Here is a 14,609-nt window from a genome sequence, read left to right as displayed (position 1 = left end):
AAGGAACGGTTTGCAGCATAACATGAGTTATCCGGACATCACACGCAGCGGTGATGCCCGGAATCGCAAATGCTTAGCGCAACAGAATGTAGATAGACTCATTGCCACGCATGACCTGCAGGGCAATGACCGCCGGTTTACTCTCCAGCACCTTGCGCAGTTCGGCAATGGACTGCACGCGATTACGGTTCACGCCAATGATGACGTCTTCCTGGTGCAATCCGGCCTGCGCGGCAGGGCTGCTCTTCTCGACGGTGTCGAGGCGAATGCCTTTCGTACCGTCTTTCAGCTGCCCGTCGCTCAGCGTTGCCCCCTGCAGCGCCGGGGCGATAAGCTCCGCGCTGGCAGATGACGAGGTGCTCTTATCCAGCGTCACTTCGACGTTCAGCGGCTTACCGTCACGGATCAGGCCCAGCTTCACCTTGGCCCCCGGTTCGGTGGTGGCGATACGCGAACGCAGTTCAGCAAAGCTGCTCAGCGGCTTGTCGTTAAGGCTGACGATCACATCGCCCGATTTGATGCCTGCTTTTGCCGAGCCGGAGTTTGGCAGCACTTCACTGACAAACGCACCGCGTTGCACGTTAATATTGAACGCTTTCGCGATATCCGCGCTCATCTCCATACCTTTGATGCCCAGCAGCCCACGTTTGACTTCACCGAACTGAATAAGCTGCTGCGACAGCGTTTTAGCCATATTGCTCGGGATCGCAAAGCCAATCCCAATGCTTCCGCCGCCCGGGGCCAGAATCGCCGTGTTAATGCCAATCAACTCGCCATTAAGGTTAAGCAGTGCTCCACCGGAGTTTCCACGGTTGATTGAGGCATCTGTCTGGATGAAGTTTTCCAGACCTTCCAGATTCAGGCCGCTACGTCCCAGCGCCGAGATAATGCCGGAGGTGGCGGTTTGCCCTAAACCAAAGGGGTTGCCGACGGCGACGGCAAAATCACCAACGCGCAGTTTGTCGGAATCCGCAATGGCAATCTGGGTCAGGTTGCTTGGGTTCTGCACCTGCAACAGCGCGATGTCGCTCTGGTCATCGCCGCCAATCAATTTGGCGTCAAATTCACGACCATCGTTCAGCTGGACGCTGATTTTATCGGCCTGGCTGATGACATGATTGTTGGTCAGAATATAGCCTTTGGCCGCATCAATGATCACGCCAGAGCCCAGGCCTTCAAAAGGCTGAGCCTGCTGATTGGGGGACTCATCGCCAAAATATTTTTTCAGTTCATCCGGTACGCGCTGGCTTTGAACCGCCGTGCCTTCTACCTGAACGCTCACGACCGCGGGCAACACTTTTTCCAGCATCGGCGCGAGGCTGGGAATAGCTGACTGCCCCGGCACCTGCGAAGGCAGCGCCGCACCGACAGGGAAGGACGCCGAGAGAGATAACCCGACACTTAACGCTAAAGCGCTCAACAGCTGGTTTTTTTTCTTCATTGATGCTGACTCTCGTATCCTGGAATGAAAGAAGAACGGCCCAAAATCATGATGATGTTATTGAATTTTATACCGCTGAACAATGAGGTGTTTGACTAAATAATAGCTGGGGACGGGAAGAAAGGACGGGCGCAAGAGATGCGCCCGTAAAATATATTTATGTTGTGCGGTTAATCGCGTTTTGCGCCACCGCGCAGCAGGCCGGACGCGCCGTCAGAGTAGTCGCGTGGCATCTGAACGGGCGCCTGATCGTTACCGGCTTCTGAGTCGGCCAGACGGTTGCGGAACGGATTAGTCTCCGCGGTCATTTCCGGCAGCAGGCTGCTGGAGCTTTTCGCCATATGCTGATACAGCTGGCGGTAGTCGGTCGCCATGTTGTCCAGCAGCTCGGCGCTACGGGCAAAGTGGCTGACCAGCTCTTCGCGATACTCTTCCAGCTCTGCTTTGTTCTTTTCCAGTTCGTACTGCAGTGACTGCTGCTGACGCAATTTGCGGTTACCGAAACGCATGGCCACAGCACCGATCACGATGCCGACGACTAAACCGATTAGCGCATATTCCCAGGTCATGAACTTCTCCCGTTGTCTTGTTGTTCCGTAGGGTGTTGGCTCGGCTCCTGCCTGTGCCTGATAATGCCACTATAACCGCTATTTCCGCAGAAGTGGAATCCTGACGTATCATCGCGTAGTGTAGAACGGCCTTTTTTTCATCAGTCACGCCTGCTGGTGAGCGTTAATTGAAGGAATAACAATAAGATTATGCAAAACCTGTCACCTGCATCGCGATATCAACTGGCCCTGAATGAGGGTACTCATCAGCCTGATGACGTTCAACGTGAGGCGGTAAACCGTCTGGAGATGATTTATCAGGCGCTCACGGCAAAACCTGCTGAAGTAGAACAGAGTGGTGGGCTCAAGGCCGCGTTTGGGCGGTTGCTCGGTAAAAAAACGCCGCAGGATCAGGCTCCGGTGCGCGGTTTATACATGTGGGGCGGCGTCGGGCGCGGAAAAACCTGGCTGATGGATCTGTTTTATCTCAGCCTGCCGGGTGAGCGTAAACAGCGTCTGCACTTCCATCGCTTTATGCTGCGGGTGCATGAAGAGCTGACTGCGCTGCAGGGCAAAAGCGATCCGCTGGAGATTGTGGCCGACAGGTTCAAGGCTGAAACGGACGTGCTCTGCTTCGATGAGTTTTTCGTTTCTGACATCACCGATGCCATGCTGTTGGGCGGCCTGATGAAGGCGCTATTTGCCCGCGGGATCACGCTCGTTGCCACGTCGAATATCCCGCCAGATGAACTTTACCGCAACGGCCTGCAGCGGGCGCGCTTCCTGCCCGCCATTGACGCCATCAAACAGCATTGTGACATTATGAATGTTGATGCTGGGGTAGATTACCGGTTACGTACGCTGACTCAGGCGCACCTGTGGCTCTCACCGTTAAATGCAGAGACCACCCGCGAGATGGATAAGCTCTGGCTGGCGCTGGCGGGTGCAACACGCGAAAACGCCCCGACGCTGGAGATTAACCATCGTCCGTTGCCAACCCTTGGCGTAGAAAACCAAACGCTGGCGGTCTCCTTTGCGACGCTCTGCGTGGATGCCCGCAGCCAGCACGATTACATTGCGCTATCGCGCCTGTTCCACACCGTGATGGTGATGGATGTGCCGGTGATGACGCGGCTGATGGAGAGCGAAGCGCGGCGCTTCATTGCGCTGGTGGACGAGTTTTACGAGCGCCACGTCAAGCTGGTGGTCAGCGCCGAGGTACCTTTATATGAGATCTATCAGGGAGAGCGGCTGAAGTTTGAGTTCCAGCGCTGCCTGTCGCGCCTGCAGGAGATGCGGAGCGAGGAATACCTGAAGCTGGAGCATATGCCATAAATGCCACCCTCTCCCTGTGGGAGAGGGGCTGGGGGAGGGGGCACCAGACCGCACAATACCCACCCCCGAAAAACCCATTCCAAATCACATTTAAGGGTCGATCTTTGACCTCAACTTCTCTATAATCTTGCGACCCCACGTTACGAGAAGGTTTTTTTCCCGAAACTTTCTATGTGTCGGCATGTGCTATTCGAAGGGGTAGGTTTGCCGGACTTTGTCGTGTGAACCTCAACTGACTAAACGTTTGGGTGTTCACCAACGTGTAACTTATTATTTGGGTAAGCTTTTAATGAAAACTTTTACAGCTAAACCAGAAACCGTACAGCGCGACTGGTATGTTGTTGACGCGACCGGTAAAACTCTGGGCCGTCTGGCTACTGAACTGGCTCGTCGCCTGCGCGGTAAGCATAAAGCGGAATACACTCCGCACGTTGATACCGGTGATTACATCATCGTTCTGAACGCTGACAAAGTTGCTGTTACCGGCAACAAGCGTACTGACAAAATGTACTACCACCACACCGGCCACATCGGTGGTATCAAAGAAGCGACCTTTGAAGAGATGATTGCCCGCCGTCCTGAGCGTGTGATTGAAATCGCGGTTAAAGGCATGCTGCCAAAAGGCCCGCTGGGTCGTGCTATGTTCCGTAAACTGAAAGTTTACGCAGGCAACGAGCACAACCACGCGGCACAGCAACCGCAAGTTCTTGACATCTAATCGGGATTATAGGCAATGGCTGAAAATCAATACTACGGCACTGGTCGCCGCAAAAGTTCCGCAGCTCGCGTTTTCATCAAACCGGGCAGTGGTAAAATCGTAATCAACCAGCGTTCTCTGGAACAATACTTCGGTCGCGAAACTGCCCGCATGGTAGTTCGCCAGCCGCTGGAACTGGTTGATATGGTAGAAAAACTGGATCTGTACATCACCGTTAAAGGTGGTGGTATCTCCGGTCAGGCAGGTGCGATCCGTCACGGTATCACCCGCGCTCTGATGGAGTACGACGAATCCCTGCGTTCTGAACTGCGTAAAGCTGGCTTCGTTACTCGTGACGCTCGTCAGGTTGAACGTAAGAAAGTGGGTCTGCGTAAAGCACGTCGTCGTCCACAGTTCTCCAAACGTTAATCCATTCTGCTTACGCAGAACGATTGGCGAAAAACCCGCTTCGGCGGGTTTTTTTATGGATAATGCGCAGGTTATCCACAGTAACATTTCATATATCTTCTCTTTTTCCACATTTCCAGAATCCCCTCACCACAAAGCCATCAAAATCTGGTAAACTATCATCCAATTTTCTGCCCAAATATCGGTGAATACTCGATTTTTGTTCGATTCTTGAACAATGTGTTTTCTCTGGGATGGGCGATACAACATCTGGCTGGCCCCTGTTGGGCTGGTAGCAGTAAAAATTCTGAATATACCTGGAGGTTTTCATGGCTGTCGCTGCCAACAAACGTTCGGTAATGACGCTGTTTTCTGGTCCTACTGACATTTATAGCCATCAGGTTCGTATCGTACTGGCCGAGAAGGGTGTCAGTTTTGAGATCGAGCATGTGGAAAAGGATAACCCGCCTCAGGATCTGATCGATCTCAACCCGAGCCAAAGCGTACCGACGCTGGTGGATCGCGAGCTGACCCTGTGGGAATCCCGTATCATTATGGAATATCTGGATGAGCGTTTCCCGCATCCGCCGCTGATGCCTGTTTACCCTGTTGCGCGTGGTGAAAGCCGCCTGTACATGCAGCGTATCGAAAAAGACTGGTACTCGCTGATGAACGTCATCACCAGCGGTTCCGCTTCTGAAGCCGACGCTGCGCGTAAGCAACTGCGTGAAGAGCTGCTGGCAATTGCCCCTGTGTTTGGTCAGAAACCTTTCTTCCTGAGCGATGAGTTCAGCCTGGTAGATTGCTACCTGGCCCCGCTGCTGTGGCGTCTGCCAACCCTGGGCGTTGAGTTCAGCGGCCCTGGCGCAAAAGAGCTGAAAGGCTATATGACTCGCGTATTTGAGCGCGACTCTTTCCTGGCATCTTTAACTGAACCGGAACGTGAAATGCGTCTCGGCCGAGGCTAATGACTGTGGAAATGTCACAACTTACCCCACGCCGTCCGTATCTGCTGCGCGCCTTCTATGAATGGCTGCTGGATAACCAGCTCACGCCGCACCTGGTTGTGGATGTGACGTTGCCGGGCGTGCTGGTTCCGATGGAATACGCGCGTGACGGACAGATCGTACTGAACATTGCCCCGCGTGCAGTTGGTAACCTGGAGCTGGCAAACGACGAAGTGCGCTTCAACGCGCGGTTCGGCGGCGTGCCGCGTCAGGTTTCCGTACCGCTGGCTGCGGTGCTGGCGATCTACGCGCGTGAAAACGGTGCGGGAACCATGTTCGAGCCGGAAGCGGCATACGATGAAGAGGTTGCCAGCCTGAATGATGACGAAGGCATCACCGCCAGCGAAAGCGAAACGGTAATGTCCGTGATTGATGGCGACAAGCCCGATCGTGAGGACGACAACGATCCTGATGACGATCCGCCACCGCGCGGTGGTCGTCCGGCGCTACGCGTTGTGAAATAATTAAGATTAGCCCTTACCATATGCTTATGGAAAGGGCTTTTTTATTCAAGTCATTTTTTTTATGAATGAATAATATACCCATTATTAAATCTAACTAAAATAAGAAATAAGTTTAATTAAATATACACGTTCGTAAAATAGCGTATTATTCATTTAAATAATATTATATCGAAACCGGATTTCGGGAACGAGCTCATCGTACAGGATGTCGATGATATCTGGCTAAATATAGCCAATCATGGATGAAGAGAGAATTACTTAGAGAAAAGTAAATCTACTAACCCCCCCCAAAGCGTTAGCCTCTTCTTATTCAAATATAAAAATTACCTTTTAGGTAACTGGGAATATTTCCCAAAAAAGCTTCACTATATTTAGTGGATTTAAATCTATCTATATTTTTAAGGATCGAAAATGAAAAAATTCGCGAAATCAGCGCTTCTTGGTATGTTAGTCTTTGGCGGTTCTGCGATGGCTGCACATGCAGAAGGTAACGATGGTACAGTTACGTTTGTAGGTAAAATTGTTACTTCCCCATGCTCTATTAAAATTGGTGACGAAAACCAAACGATTAGTCTGGGCGAGAACCTGGGCACCGCGTCACTTAAAGCTGGACTGATTCAGGCAGTAGATTTTGATATTCAGCTGGTTAACTGCGTATTTACAGACGAAACCAGCATGAACATTGTCTTCAATGCGAGTGGTGATGAATCCACGGCAAATCCGGGCTACCTTGCTCTGATGGGGGCAAAGGGCGAGATGAAAGGTTCTCATATTGTAATCGCTAACACGAAAGGTACTGAAATTAAATTAGGGAACGCTGCAACGCAGGCGCTGGCCGTTGATGCCGATGGTAAAGGCCTGGCCGATCAAAAGCTGGCATTTAAAGCTTGGGTTCAGGGTGAAACTGCTGCGACAACTATCGACACGGGTGAGTTCTCATCTTTGACCAGTTTCCAGATTAGCTATCTGTAATTGTTAATATTTGCCCCGCGAATTATCGTGGGGCAGCATTTAATTTCCAGCTCGGATGTGTACGTTTTCAGGGTATCATAATGAAGTGCAGCAAATATTATCGACTGAAACATCTGGCCGTTTTGGTTGGGCTATTTTGTGGAGTATCCGGTAATGATACCTTTGCAGAAGATGCTGTTGAATTCAATACTCAATTCTTGGATGTCCGCAGTAGCGAAAATTATGATCTGAGTCGTTTTTCTCGTAAGGGTTATGTTTTACCAGGTCAATATAATCTACAGGTAATAATAAATACAGGCAGACTTCCTGATAATTATGACATTAACTGGTATCCTAAAGAAGATGATCCTGATGACAGTTATGCTTGCCTTTCACCTGATCTTGTTTCGCGTCTCGGTATCAAACCTGAGCTGTCAGACCATTTTATATGGATAAAAGACGGTGCATGTTTAAAACCAGATCAGCTGAAAGATATGCACGTGGATGCGGACATGTCACAAACGGCATTGCGTATCGCCATCCCACAGGCCTACCTCGAGTATTCGGACGAAAACTGGGAGCCTCCTGCCCGCTGGGATGAAGGTATTTCAGGTATTCTTTTTGATTATAATATTAACGCCAGCCATGAGCATGACGAAAATGACGGCGGCAATGATCGCGATCTCAGTGGTAATGGCACAATGGGTGCCAATGTTGGGCCATGGCGTCTGCGTGCTGACTGGCAAGCGGATTATCAACGTCAGGATGACGAGACCACGCGTAACTGGGACTGGAGCCGCTACTACGCCTACCGCGCTTTACCTAAATGGGGGGCACAGCTTCTGCTGGGGGAAACCTCCCTCCTGTCGGACATTTTTGATACCTTCAACTATGCGGGCGTTAGCGTCAATTCAGACGACCAAATGCTTCCTCCTAACTTAAGAGGATATGCACCTGATATCGCGGGCGTTGCGCGAACCAATGCCAAGGTCGTGGTGACGCAGCAAGGCAGAGTGCTTTATGAAAAGCAGGTTCCGGCAGGCCCGTTCCGTATTCAGGATATTAACCAGTCTGTCTCTGGTGATTTGCACGTACGAATCGAAGAGCAGGATGGACAGGTTCAGGAATACGATGTAAGTACCGCATCCGTGCCGTTCCTTACGCGAACCAATCAGGTGCGTTTCAAAACCACGGTGGGACGCCCTCAGGACTGGGATCACCAAATGGCAGGTGAAATGTTCGGCGCAGGTGAAGCCTCATGGGGCGTTGCTGACGGCTGGTCCTTGTACGGTGGTGGCATTGGTGAACAAAATTATCAGGCGGTCGCACTGGGTATTGGGCGCGATATGGCTGCGCTTGGGGCGCTCTCTTTTGATGTTACTCGCTCACACGCGCACATTACGGCTGATAGTGATGACGAGAATTTACAAGGGAACTCGTACCGCATAAGTTATTCAAAAGACTATGACGAATTGCATAGCCGTATCTCTTTTGCAGGATATCGTTTCTCTGAAGAAAACTTTATGACGATGAACGATTACCTTGACGCTCAGGACGATGAACATTTTCGTTCCGGAAAAGACAAGGAAATGTTTACTGTTAACTACAACCAGAATGTAATTGATCTTGGTATAAACGTCTTTTTAAACTGGTCTCGCCGATCGTATTGGGACCGCTCAGACGAAAATAACTATAACATTATGGTTTCAAAATACTTCGATTTGGGGCGCGTGAAAAATATTAGCCTTTCCTTGAACGGGTTTCGCAATGAATATGATGATGAAACCGACGATGGATTTTATCTTTCGGTCAGTATTCCGTGGGGCGAAAGTGGGGCGTTGACCTATAACGGTTCATTTAATCATGACGATCATTCAAACCGTGTTGGATATAACCAACGAGTTGATGACCGTAATAGCTATCAGGTAAGCGTTGGAGATTCACAAAGCGATAAATCTGCGGATGGTTATTTCCGTCATACGGGTGACTATGCGGATGTTGACCTTAACGCCAGCTATCTTGAAAACGCCTACTCTTCCGTTGGTATCTCTATGGAAGGTGGGGCTACGCTTACTGCTCAGGGTGGGGCACTGCATCGGGTGTCTATTCCTGGCGGATCGCGTTTAATGATTGACGCCAGCGGGCAACCTGATGTACCCGTTGGTGGATATAATACGCCGGTCTATACCAATGCTTTTGGCATGGCCATAATACCCGATATTAATGATTATTACCGTAATGATATTAAAATCGACATTAAGAACCTTCCTGATAATGCGGAAGCAACGCAGTCAACAGCACAAATTACCTTAACGGAAGGTGCGATAGGCTATCGGAAATTCGATATTATAAGGGGTGAGAAAGCAGTTGCAACGTTGCGTTTAAGTGACGGGAAATATCCTCCATTTGGGGCTGAAGTCATGAATATGAACCAGCAACAGGTTGGGCTTGTCGATGACAATGGCAGCGTTTATCTGGCTGGGGTGAACCCAGGCGAAAGTATGCAGGTAAACTGGAACGGTAGTCAACACTGTTTAATAACACTCCCCGATCCGTTGCCAAAAGATCTCTTTAATAATTTGTTACTGCCTTGCAGCAGTGAAAAAAAATTAACTACGCCGGTTACACATAAAGTAATACCGGCAATTCAGCAGCAAACACAACACGTGATTCCCAAGTCGGAACATGAAGATTTTTCCGGAATACCGGATGCTTCGATTAATTCAGGAAAAAATACATGAAAAATTTTCTTTTTTTGTCTACTAAAATCCTTTTAGGATGCACATTATTGCCAATGCTGGCGCATGCAGCTGTTGTACCTGACAGAACACGCGTTGTTTTTAGCGGTAGCGAGAAATCTGTTATCCTTACGCTACGTAATGATAACCAAGATAGCCCGTATCTGGCTCAGTCCTGGATTGAAGATAATAAAGGGCAAAAGATTACCTCCCCGCTCGCCGTATTACCTCCAGTTCAGCGTATCGAACCGAAAGAAACGGGCCAGGTGAAAATACAAGGCATGCCGGGGCTTGCATCATTGCCGCAGGATCGTGAATCGCTGTTTTACTTCAACGTAAGAGAGATTCCACCGAAAGGAAAGCGGCCGAATACGCTGCAAATTGCCCTGCAAACGCGCATTAAATTATTTTACCGACCTGCGTCTTTACCTAAAATGGATCCTCTTCATCCCTGGCAGTATCAACTCACATTGACGCGCAGCGGTGGAGATTATCAGGTGAATAACCCATCTAGCTACTATGTCGTACTGAGTAATGCCAGCAGCCGCGTTAATACCTCGTCCGTTGCAGGTTTTAATCCGATTGTTCTGGCGCCAAAATCCAGTGAACTGATGCACGTGAAAGCAGCAGATTTGGGGCCACATCCCGTTCTTGTTTATGTCGATGATTATGGTGGACGGATGCCACTGCATTTTAAATGTAACGGAACGACTTGTAATGTCGATCAGGAAAAAAGCAGTAAAAAATAACAGGCAGGAGGCCGAATTATGTTTCGCAAAATACCCTGCTTAATGGCATTCGGATTGGTCAGTGTGGCATTGCCGTCTATGGCAATTGATACCCAGGTGGATTTGTCAGTGACTGTAGTGGTGAATGTGCCTATGCCATGCCAGGTAACCGGCGGAGCGGTTGAATTCGGAACAGTTTATACCACTAAAATCGATGGCACCCGTTATACAAAGCCGCTTAATTACAGTCTTAATTGTAAAGATCGCCTTAAAGATTACCTTAAACTCCAGATTCAGGGTGATTCGACCACGATCAACGGAGAAAAAGTCTTAAAGACAAGCGTGGACGGTTTTGGACTGCGTCTGCAAACAAAAGACGGCAAAAATCTCATTGAACCGGGAACATCCGATTGGCTGTCATTTACGTGGGCAAACAGCGGACCTGAACTGGAAGTCGTCCCGGTAAAAGAAAGCTCAACAACGCTTAGCGCTGCGGAGTTTAATGCCAGAGCGACCATGATAGTGGATTACCAATGAAACAATATTCATTAGTCTTTTTACTTAGCATGCTCCTGGTAACCAGCGTACACGCATCCGGAGATCTCACGTTTCATGGCTATCTGGTTCGTCCTCCAACCTGTGTGATCAGCAACGATCAAACCATCGAGGTGAATTTTGTTGATGTTCAGATAGATGAGATCGATGGAAATAAATTTATGCAAGATCTGCCTTATACGATCGATTGTGATTCACCTGACAGGTATTCCGATCTGGGGATGACGCTAACGCTTACTGGCAACGTTACGGATTTCAATACGGCGGCCATTGTTACAGATGTTTCAGGGCTGGGGATCGAAATACTTCACGACAGTATCCCTTTCCAACTGGGGTCTACATTAACAGTGAATGAACAGGCATTACCCGTTCTGAAAGCCGTTCCTGTTAAGAAAAGTGGTGTCGTAATGTATTCAGGTAATTTTGAAGGGTGGGCAACATTGCAGGTGGATTACCAATGAAGGCTAATAAAAGGTGTTCAGGGGCAATCCTCCCTTTAATGCTACTACTCTCCACGCAGTGCGTTAATGCGAAAAACGACAACGTGCACTTTACCGGCAATTTGTTAGGAGGTGTTTGTAAGATGCAAATGGAAAACGGTGTGCTTGATACCGTGACGTTTCCTGATATTGCCGCCAGCGATTTAATGCTTCGAGGACGCTCTGTCAGTCGACCCGTTACGTTGAAATTATACGATTGTCCGCCTTCGGTACAAAAGAATGGTGTTCGGGTGACATTTAACGGAAATGAAACAGCTGAAATGGCGGGTTTTCTGGCCTTCGATACTTCCTCTCCCGCTTCTGGTGTCGGTATCGGTCTGGAAACAGAGCAGGGCGAACACGTACTTTTTAACGATGCAGAAGGGGTGATTTTCCCGCTTAGCGAGGGTAGTAACGATCTGGTGATGCATGCCTGGCTCCAGGTTATTCCTGGTCAGGAGGTCTTGCCGGGAACATTCACAGCAACTTCAACCGTCATTTTCGAATATTTATAATATGAAAACACGATTATTTATCGCACTGGTTTTCGCCTTTTTAAGTTTTTTTAGTAGCGGCAGTTATGCCGGCGGTGGCTTACGCTCCAGCCAGAGTGAAATAAGTCTTTATTATGCGGTGCCGAAATCCGGGGAAAAAGAATCTGTTCTCATTAACCTCGGAACAACTACTAAAGGGGGCATATTCCATGGGGTATGGGATCTTACAAAAAGAGATGGCGACGGTAACCTTCCGAATGTCTCATGGGATGGTAATGCTGCGGGTTATCAGGTACTGAGACTTAAATATGTAACTGAAGTGAAGAATACGGCAGGGTGCTCAGGGCTTGATTTATCCCGTTGGAGTTGTAATAGGGTAACAATTCACATCGAGGTACCGTGGGATAAAGCCTCAACATGCCCGTGGATTTTGATGTTTATCTCTCGTTCGACAAATACTGTCACAGGTGAAGGCTGGTCATCCACGATGGAGCGAACAACGGCGTGTGTGTTTACGCCTACGTCCGGACTAGATATCTCATGGGATCCGAAAATATTACAGCATGATAAGCAAATAACGTTTAATTCCACGGGTGGCGAAATGGAAAGTACCCTGCATACCTACCTTTGGGAAGGCGGAAGCGTTTGTGACAACAGCTTAATGGACGATCGCGGTGCGAATTGTCGCGTTATTACGACGGGTATTTCTGTAACGGCTTTGGGCTGTGATAATTCAAAACTGACGACCTACACCGTGCGCCATCCGTTAAGCGATATGATAATACATGACATTATCGTCAAAATTAATACTGAAAATATCGGTGCCGGTCAGTTTACATCGACATGTAACTACCGTTACATCATTGATCAGTTATAGCGTGAAGTTTGATAAGGCCCGGTGAAAGCCTTTACCGGGCGAGACAATGAGTAAGGAGGTGGGCAGGAAGGCCACCAGGCACGATTTCTCAACCTGTAATTTCCTTTGTTATGATGGATTGTTCTCCCTTTCTGACACCGGACTGCAATGAAACCATTTGATCTTAAAGCTGAAAAGTCTGATGAAGCTATTGGCCGCAGCCTGCGACGTCGTCTGCTGGCGCGCAAAAAGCTGTCAGATAGGGTGGAAGAAGAGCTGGAGCAGATGATCCGCCGCCTGGCTGGGCGGGGCGCTGTTAGCAACGGTAGTCACGCTATGATGATTGGAGAGCTGCACTTCCTGTATATTGACATCACAGCTCCTGTGAGCCGGTGGAGAGCTGATTCTGTTTGGTGTTGCGGAGTCCGCGCCAGCCTGTTAACCGCATAAAAAAGCCGGATGGTATTTCCATCCGGCTCGTTTCTTACACTTCCAGGAAGTTCATAATCCCTTCAGCGGCTTTGCGGCCTTCGGCAATCGCCGTGACCACCAGGTCAGAACCGCGAACGATATCGCCACCGGCGAAGATTTTCGGGTTGCTGGTCTGGAACGCATTATCACTACCTTCTGGCGCGATTACGCGCCCCTGCGAATCCAGCTCCACGCTGTGCTTCGCCAGCCACTCCATGCTGTGCGGACGGAAACCAAACGCCATCACCACGGCATCGGCCGGGATCACATGCTCAGAGCCTGCCACGATCTCCGCGCGACGACGGCCTTTCGCATCCGGCGCGCCCATCTCCGTGCGAGCCATCTTCACGCCGCTCACTTTTCCGTTGGCATTCACCTCAATACCCAGAGGCTGGATGTTGAACTGGAACTCCACGCCCTCTTCACGCGCGTTTTTCACTTCGCGTTTCGAGCCCGGCATGTTCTCTTCGTCACGACGGTAGGCGCAGATGACGTGCGCCGCATTCTGACGAATGGAGGTACGCACGCAGTCCATCGCGGTATCACCGCCGCCCAGCACCACCACGCGTTTGCCTTCCATGCTGATGAATGGTTCATCAGCCGTTTCACCGTAGCCCATGATCTGCCTGGTGTTGGCAATCAGGAACGGCAGCGCGTCGTATACGCCCGGCGCGTCTTCGTTCTCCAGACCGCCGCGCATGGACTGATAGGTGCCCACACCCAGGAACACGGCGTCGTAATCCTTCAGCAGGTCGTCGAGCTGCACGTCGCGGCCTACTTCTGTGTTCAGTTTGAACTCAATGCCCATGCCGGTGAAGATTTCACGGCGGCGGGTCATGACCTCTTTTTCCAGCTTAAAGGCCGGGATACCGAAGGTCAGCAGACCGCCAATTTCCGGATGACGGTCAAAGACCACCGCCTTCACGCCGTTGCGGGTCAGGACGTCCGCACAGGCCAGGCCCGCCGGGCCCGCGCCGATGATGGCCACGCGCTTGTCGGTTTGACGCACGCCGGTCATATCCGGACGCCAGCCCATTTCGAACGCTTTATCGTTGATATAGCGCTCGATGTTGCCGATGGTCACCGCGCCAAACTCATCGTTCAGCGTACAGGAGCCTTCACACAGACGGTCCTGAGGACACACGCGCCCGCATACTTCCGGCAGGGTGTTGGTCTGGTGAGACAGCTCGGCGGCTTCAAAAATACGCCCTTCGTTGGCCAGCTTCAGCCAGTTCGGGATGTAGTTGTGCACCGGACATTTCCATTCGCAGTAAGGGTTACCGCAGGACAGGCAGCGGTCTGCCTGTGCTTTGGCCTGGCCTTCTGAAAACGGCTCATAGATTTCAACAAATTCAATTTTGCGGATCTTCAGCGGTTTCTTTGGCGGATCAACACGCTGCAGGTCGATAAACTGGTATACGTTCTGGCTCATCTGAA

Annotated in this window: 15 protein-coding genes and 1 pseudogene; 13 read left to right on the top strand and 3 right to left on the bottom strand. The window is 50.1% G+C overall.

Going from position 1 to position 14,609, the window contains the following annotated elements:
* Positions 1 to 73: 73 nt before the first annotated feature.
* Positions 74 to 1,441 (bottom strand): serine endoprotease DegQ, encoded by a 1,368-nt coding sequence (gene degQ / locus AC4ICF_RS20760; protein ID WP_316379838.1) that lies wholly within the window; start codon positions 1,439 to 1,441, stop codon positions 74 to 76.
* Between the two features lie 170 nt (positions 1,442 to 1,611).
* On the bottom strand, positions 1,612 to 2,010 hold the full coding sequence (gene zapG, locus AC4ICF_RS20755; protein WP_010436126.1) for a Z-ring associated protein ZapG: 399 nt from the start codon (positions 2,008 to 2,010) through the stop codon (positions 1,612 to 1,614).
* Positions 2,011 to 2,199: 189 nt separating this feature from the next.
* On the opposite strand from zapG, the gene zapE reads away from it, so the two are divergent.
* From zapE to AC4ICF_RS20690, 13 genes and pseudogenes are all read left to right on the top strand, one after another.
* Positions 2,200 to 3,324, top strand: a complete 1,125-nt coding sequence (zapE, locus tag AC4ICF_RS20750; protein ID WP_491466130.1) for a cell division protein ZapE — start codon at positions 2,200 to 2,202, stop codon at positions 3,322 to 3,324.
* 289 nt (positions 3,325 to 3,613) lie between these two features.
* Entirely contained in the window at positions 3,614 to 4,042 is a 429-nt protein-coding gene (gene rplM / locus AC4ICF_RS20745) for a 50S ribosomal protein L13 (protein WP_003860434.1), read from the top strand.
* Positions 4,043 to 4,057: 15 nt separating this feature from the next.
* Positions 4,058 to 4,450: a 30S ribosomal protein S9 gene (rpsI, locus tag AC4ICF_RS20740; RefSeq protein ID WP_003860436.1), complete on the top strand. Its 393-nt coding sequence runs from the start codon at positions 4,058 to 4,060 to the stop codon at positions 4,448 to 4,450.
* A gap of 308 nt (positions 4,451 to 4,758) precedes the next feature.
* On the top strand, positions 4,759 to 5,397 hold the full coding sequence (gene sspA / locus AC4ICF_RS20735; RefSeq protein WP_014885418.1) for a stringent starvation protein SspA: 639 nt from the start codon (positions 4,759 to 4,761) through the stop codon (positions 5,395 to 5,397).
* Between the two features lie 5 nt (positions 5,398 to 5,402).
* Positions 5,403 to 5,900, top strand: a complete 498-nt coding sequence (sspB, locus tag AC4ICF_RS20730; protein WP_061099617.1) for a ClpXP protease specificity-enhancing factor — start codon at positions 5,403 to 5,405, stop codon at positions 5,898 to 5,900.
* A gap of 411 nt (positions 5,901 to 6,311) precedes the next feature.
* On the top strand, positions 6,312 to 6,872 hold the full coding sequence (locus tag AC4ICF_RS20725; RefSeq protein WP_316379839.1) for a fimbrial protein: 561 nt from the start codon (positions 6,312 to 6,314) through the stop codon (positions 6,870 to 6,872).
* Between the two features lie 80 nt (positions 6,873 to 6,952).
* Positions 6,953 to 9,592, top strand: a complete 2,640-nt coding sequence (locus AC4ICF_RS20720; RefSeq protein ID WP_316379840.1) for an outer membrane usher protein — start codon at positions 6,953 to 6,955, stop codon at positions 9,590 to 9,592.
* 53 nt (positions 9,593 to 9,645) lie between these two features.
* Positions 9,646 to 10,338 carry a fimbria/pilus periplasmic chaperone gene (locus tag AC4ICF_RS20715; RefSeq protein ID WP_316379972.1) on the top strand — a complete coding sequence of 231 codons (693 nt, stop codon included), beginning with the start codon at positions 9,646 to 9,648 and terminating at the stop codon, positions 10,336 to 10,338.
* Between the two features lie 18 nt (positions 10,339 to 10,356).
* Positions 10,357 to 10,854 carry a fimbrial protein gene (locus tag AC4ICF_RS20710; RefSeq protein ID WP_316379841.1) on the top strand — a complete coding sequence of 166 codons (498 nt, stop codon included), beginning with the start codon at positions 10,357 to 10,359 and terminating at the stop codon, positions 10,852 to 10,854.
* Positions 10,851 to 11,333: a fimbrial protein gene (locus AC4ICF_RS20705; RefSeq protein ID WP_316379842.1), complete on the top strand. Its 483-nt coding sequence runs from the start codon at positions 10,851 to 10,853 to the stop codon at positions 11,331 to 11,333. Before AC4ICF_RS20710 ends, AC4ICF_RS20705 begins: the two co-directional genes overlap by 4 nt.
* Complete coding sequence (locus AC4ICF_RS20700; RefSeq protein WP_316379843.1) at positions 11,330 to 11,866, top strand: fimbrial protein; 537 nt, start codon at positions 11,330 to 11,332, stop codon at positions 11,864 to 11,866. The genes AC4ICF_RS20705 and AC4ICF_RS20700 overlap by 4 nt, the downstream gene beginning before the upstream one ends.
* A 1-nt stretch (position 11,867) precedes the next feature.
* On the top strand, positions 11,868 to 12,722 hold the full coding sequence (locus AC4ICF_RS20695) for a StfH/YfcO family fimbrial adhesin (protein WP_316379844.1): 855 nt from the start codon (positions 11,868 to 11,870) through the stop codon (positions 12,720 to 12,722).
* A gap of 147 nt (positions 12,723 to 12,869) precedes the next feature.
* Positions 12,870 to 12,998, top strand: a pseudogene (locus AC4ICF_RS20690) (transcriptional regulator NanR); the annotation flags it as partial.
* A 187-nt stretch (positions 12,999 to 13,185) separates the two neighbouring features.
* On the opposite strand, the gene AC4ICF_RS20685 reads toward AC4ICF_RS20690, so the two are convergent.
* Positions 13,186 to 14,604: a glutamate synthase small subunit gene (locus AC4ICF_RS20685; protein ID WP_116343528.1), complete on the bottom strand. Its 1,419-nt coding sequence runs from the start codon at positions 14,602 to 14,604 to the stop codon at positions 13,186 to 13,188.
* Positions 14,605 to 14,609 lie beyond the last annotated feature (5 nt).

This window comes from Enterobacter sp. ECC_219_Taxon_10 (genome assembly GCF_058354905.1).
Note: the sequence above shows the minus strand (reverse complement) of the source record. Positions and strands in the feature narration are given on the sequence as shown.

Coding starts and splice junctions, on each gene's coding strand:
- degQ (WP_316379838.1), bottom strand. CDS start 1,441: ATGAAGAAAAAAAACCAGCTGTTGAGCGCTTTAGCGTTAAGTGTCGGG.
- zapG (WP_010436126.1), bottom strand. CDS start 2,010: ATGACCTGGGAATATGCGCTAATCGGTTTAGTCGTCGGCATCGTGATC.
- zapE (WP_491466130.1), top strand. CDS start 2,200: ATGCAAAACCTGTCACCTGCATCGCGATATCAACTGGCCCTGAATGAG.
- rplM (WP_003860434.1), top strand. CDS start 3,614: ATGAAAACTTTTACAGCTAAACCAGAAACCGTACAGCGCGACTGGTAT.
- rpsI (WP_003860436.1), top strand. CDS start 4,058: ATGGCTGAAAATCAATACTACGGCACTGGTCGCCGCAAAAGTTCCGCA.
- sspA (WP_014885418.1), top strand. CDS start 4,759: ATGGCTGTCGCTGCCAACAAACGTTCGGTAATGACGCTGTTTTCTGGT.
- AC4ICF_RS20725 (WP_316379839.1), top strand. CDS start 6,312: ATGAAAAAATTCGCGAAATCAGCGCTTCTTGGTATGTTAGTCTTTGGC.
- AC4ICF_RS20720 (WP_316379840.1), top strand. CDS start 6,953: ATGAAGTGCAGCAAATATTATCGACTGAAACATCTGGCCGTTTTGGTT.
- AC4ICF_RS20715 (WP_316379972.1), top strand. CDS start 9,646: ATGCTGGCGCATGCAGCTGTTGTACCTGACAGAACACGCGTTGTTTTT.
- AC4ICF_RS20710 (WP_316379841.1), top strand. CDS start 10,357: ATGTTTCGCAAAATACCCTGCTTAATGGCATTCGGATTGGTCAGTGTG.
- AC4ICF_RS20705 (WP_316379842.1), top strand. CDS start 10,851: ATGAAACAATATTCATTAGTCTTTTTACTTAGCATGCTCCTGGTAACC.
- AC4ICF_RS20700 (WP_316379843.1), top strand. CDS start 11,330: ATGAAGGCTAATAAAAGGTGTTCAGGGGCAATCCTCCCTTTAATGCTA.
- AC4ICF_RS20695 (WP_316379844.1), top strand. CDS start 11,868: ATGAAAACACGATTATTTATCGCACTGGTTTTCGCCTTTTTAAGTTTT.
- AC4ICF_RS20685 (WP_116343528.1), bottom strand. CDS start 14,604: ATGAGCCAGAACGTATACCAGTTTATCGACCTGCAGCGTGTTGATCCG.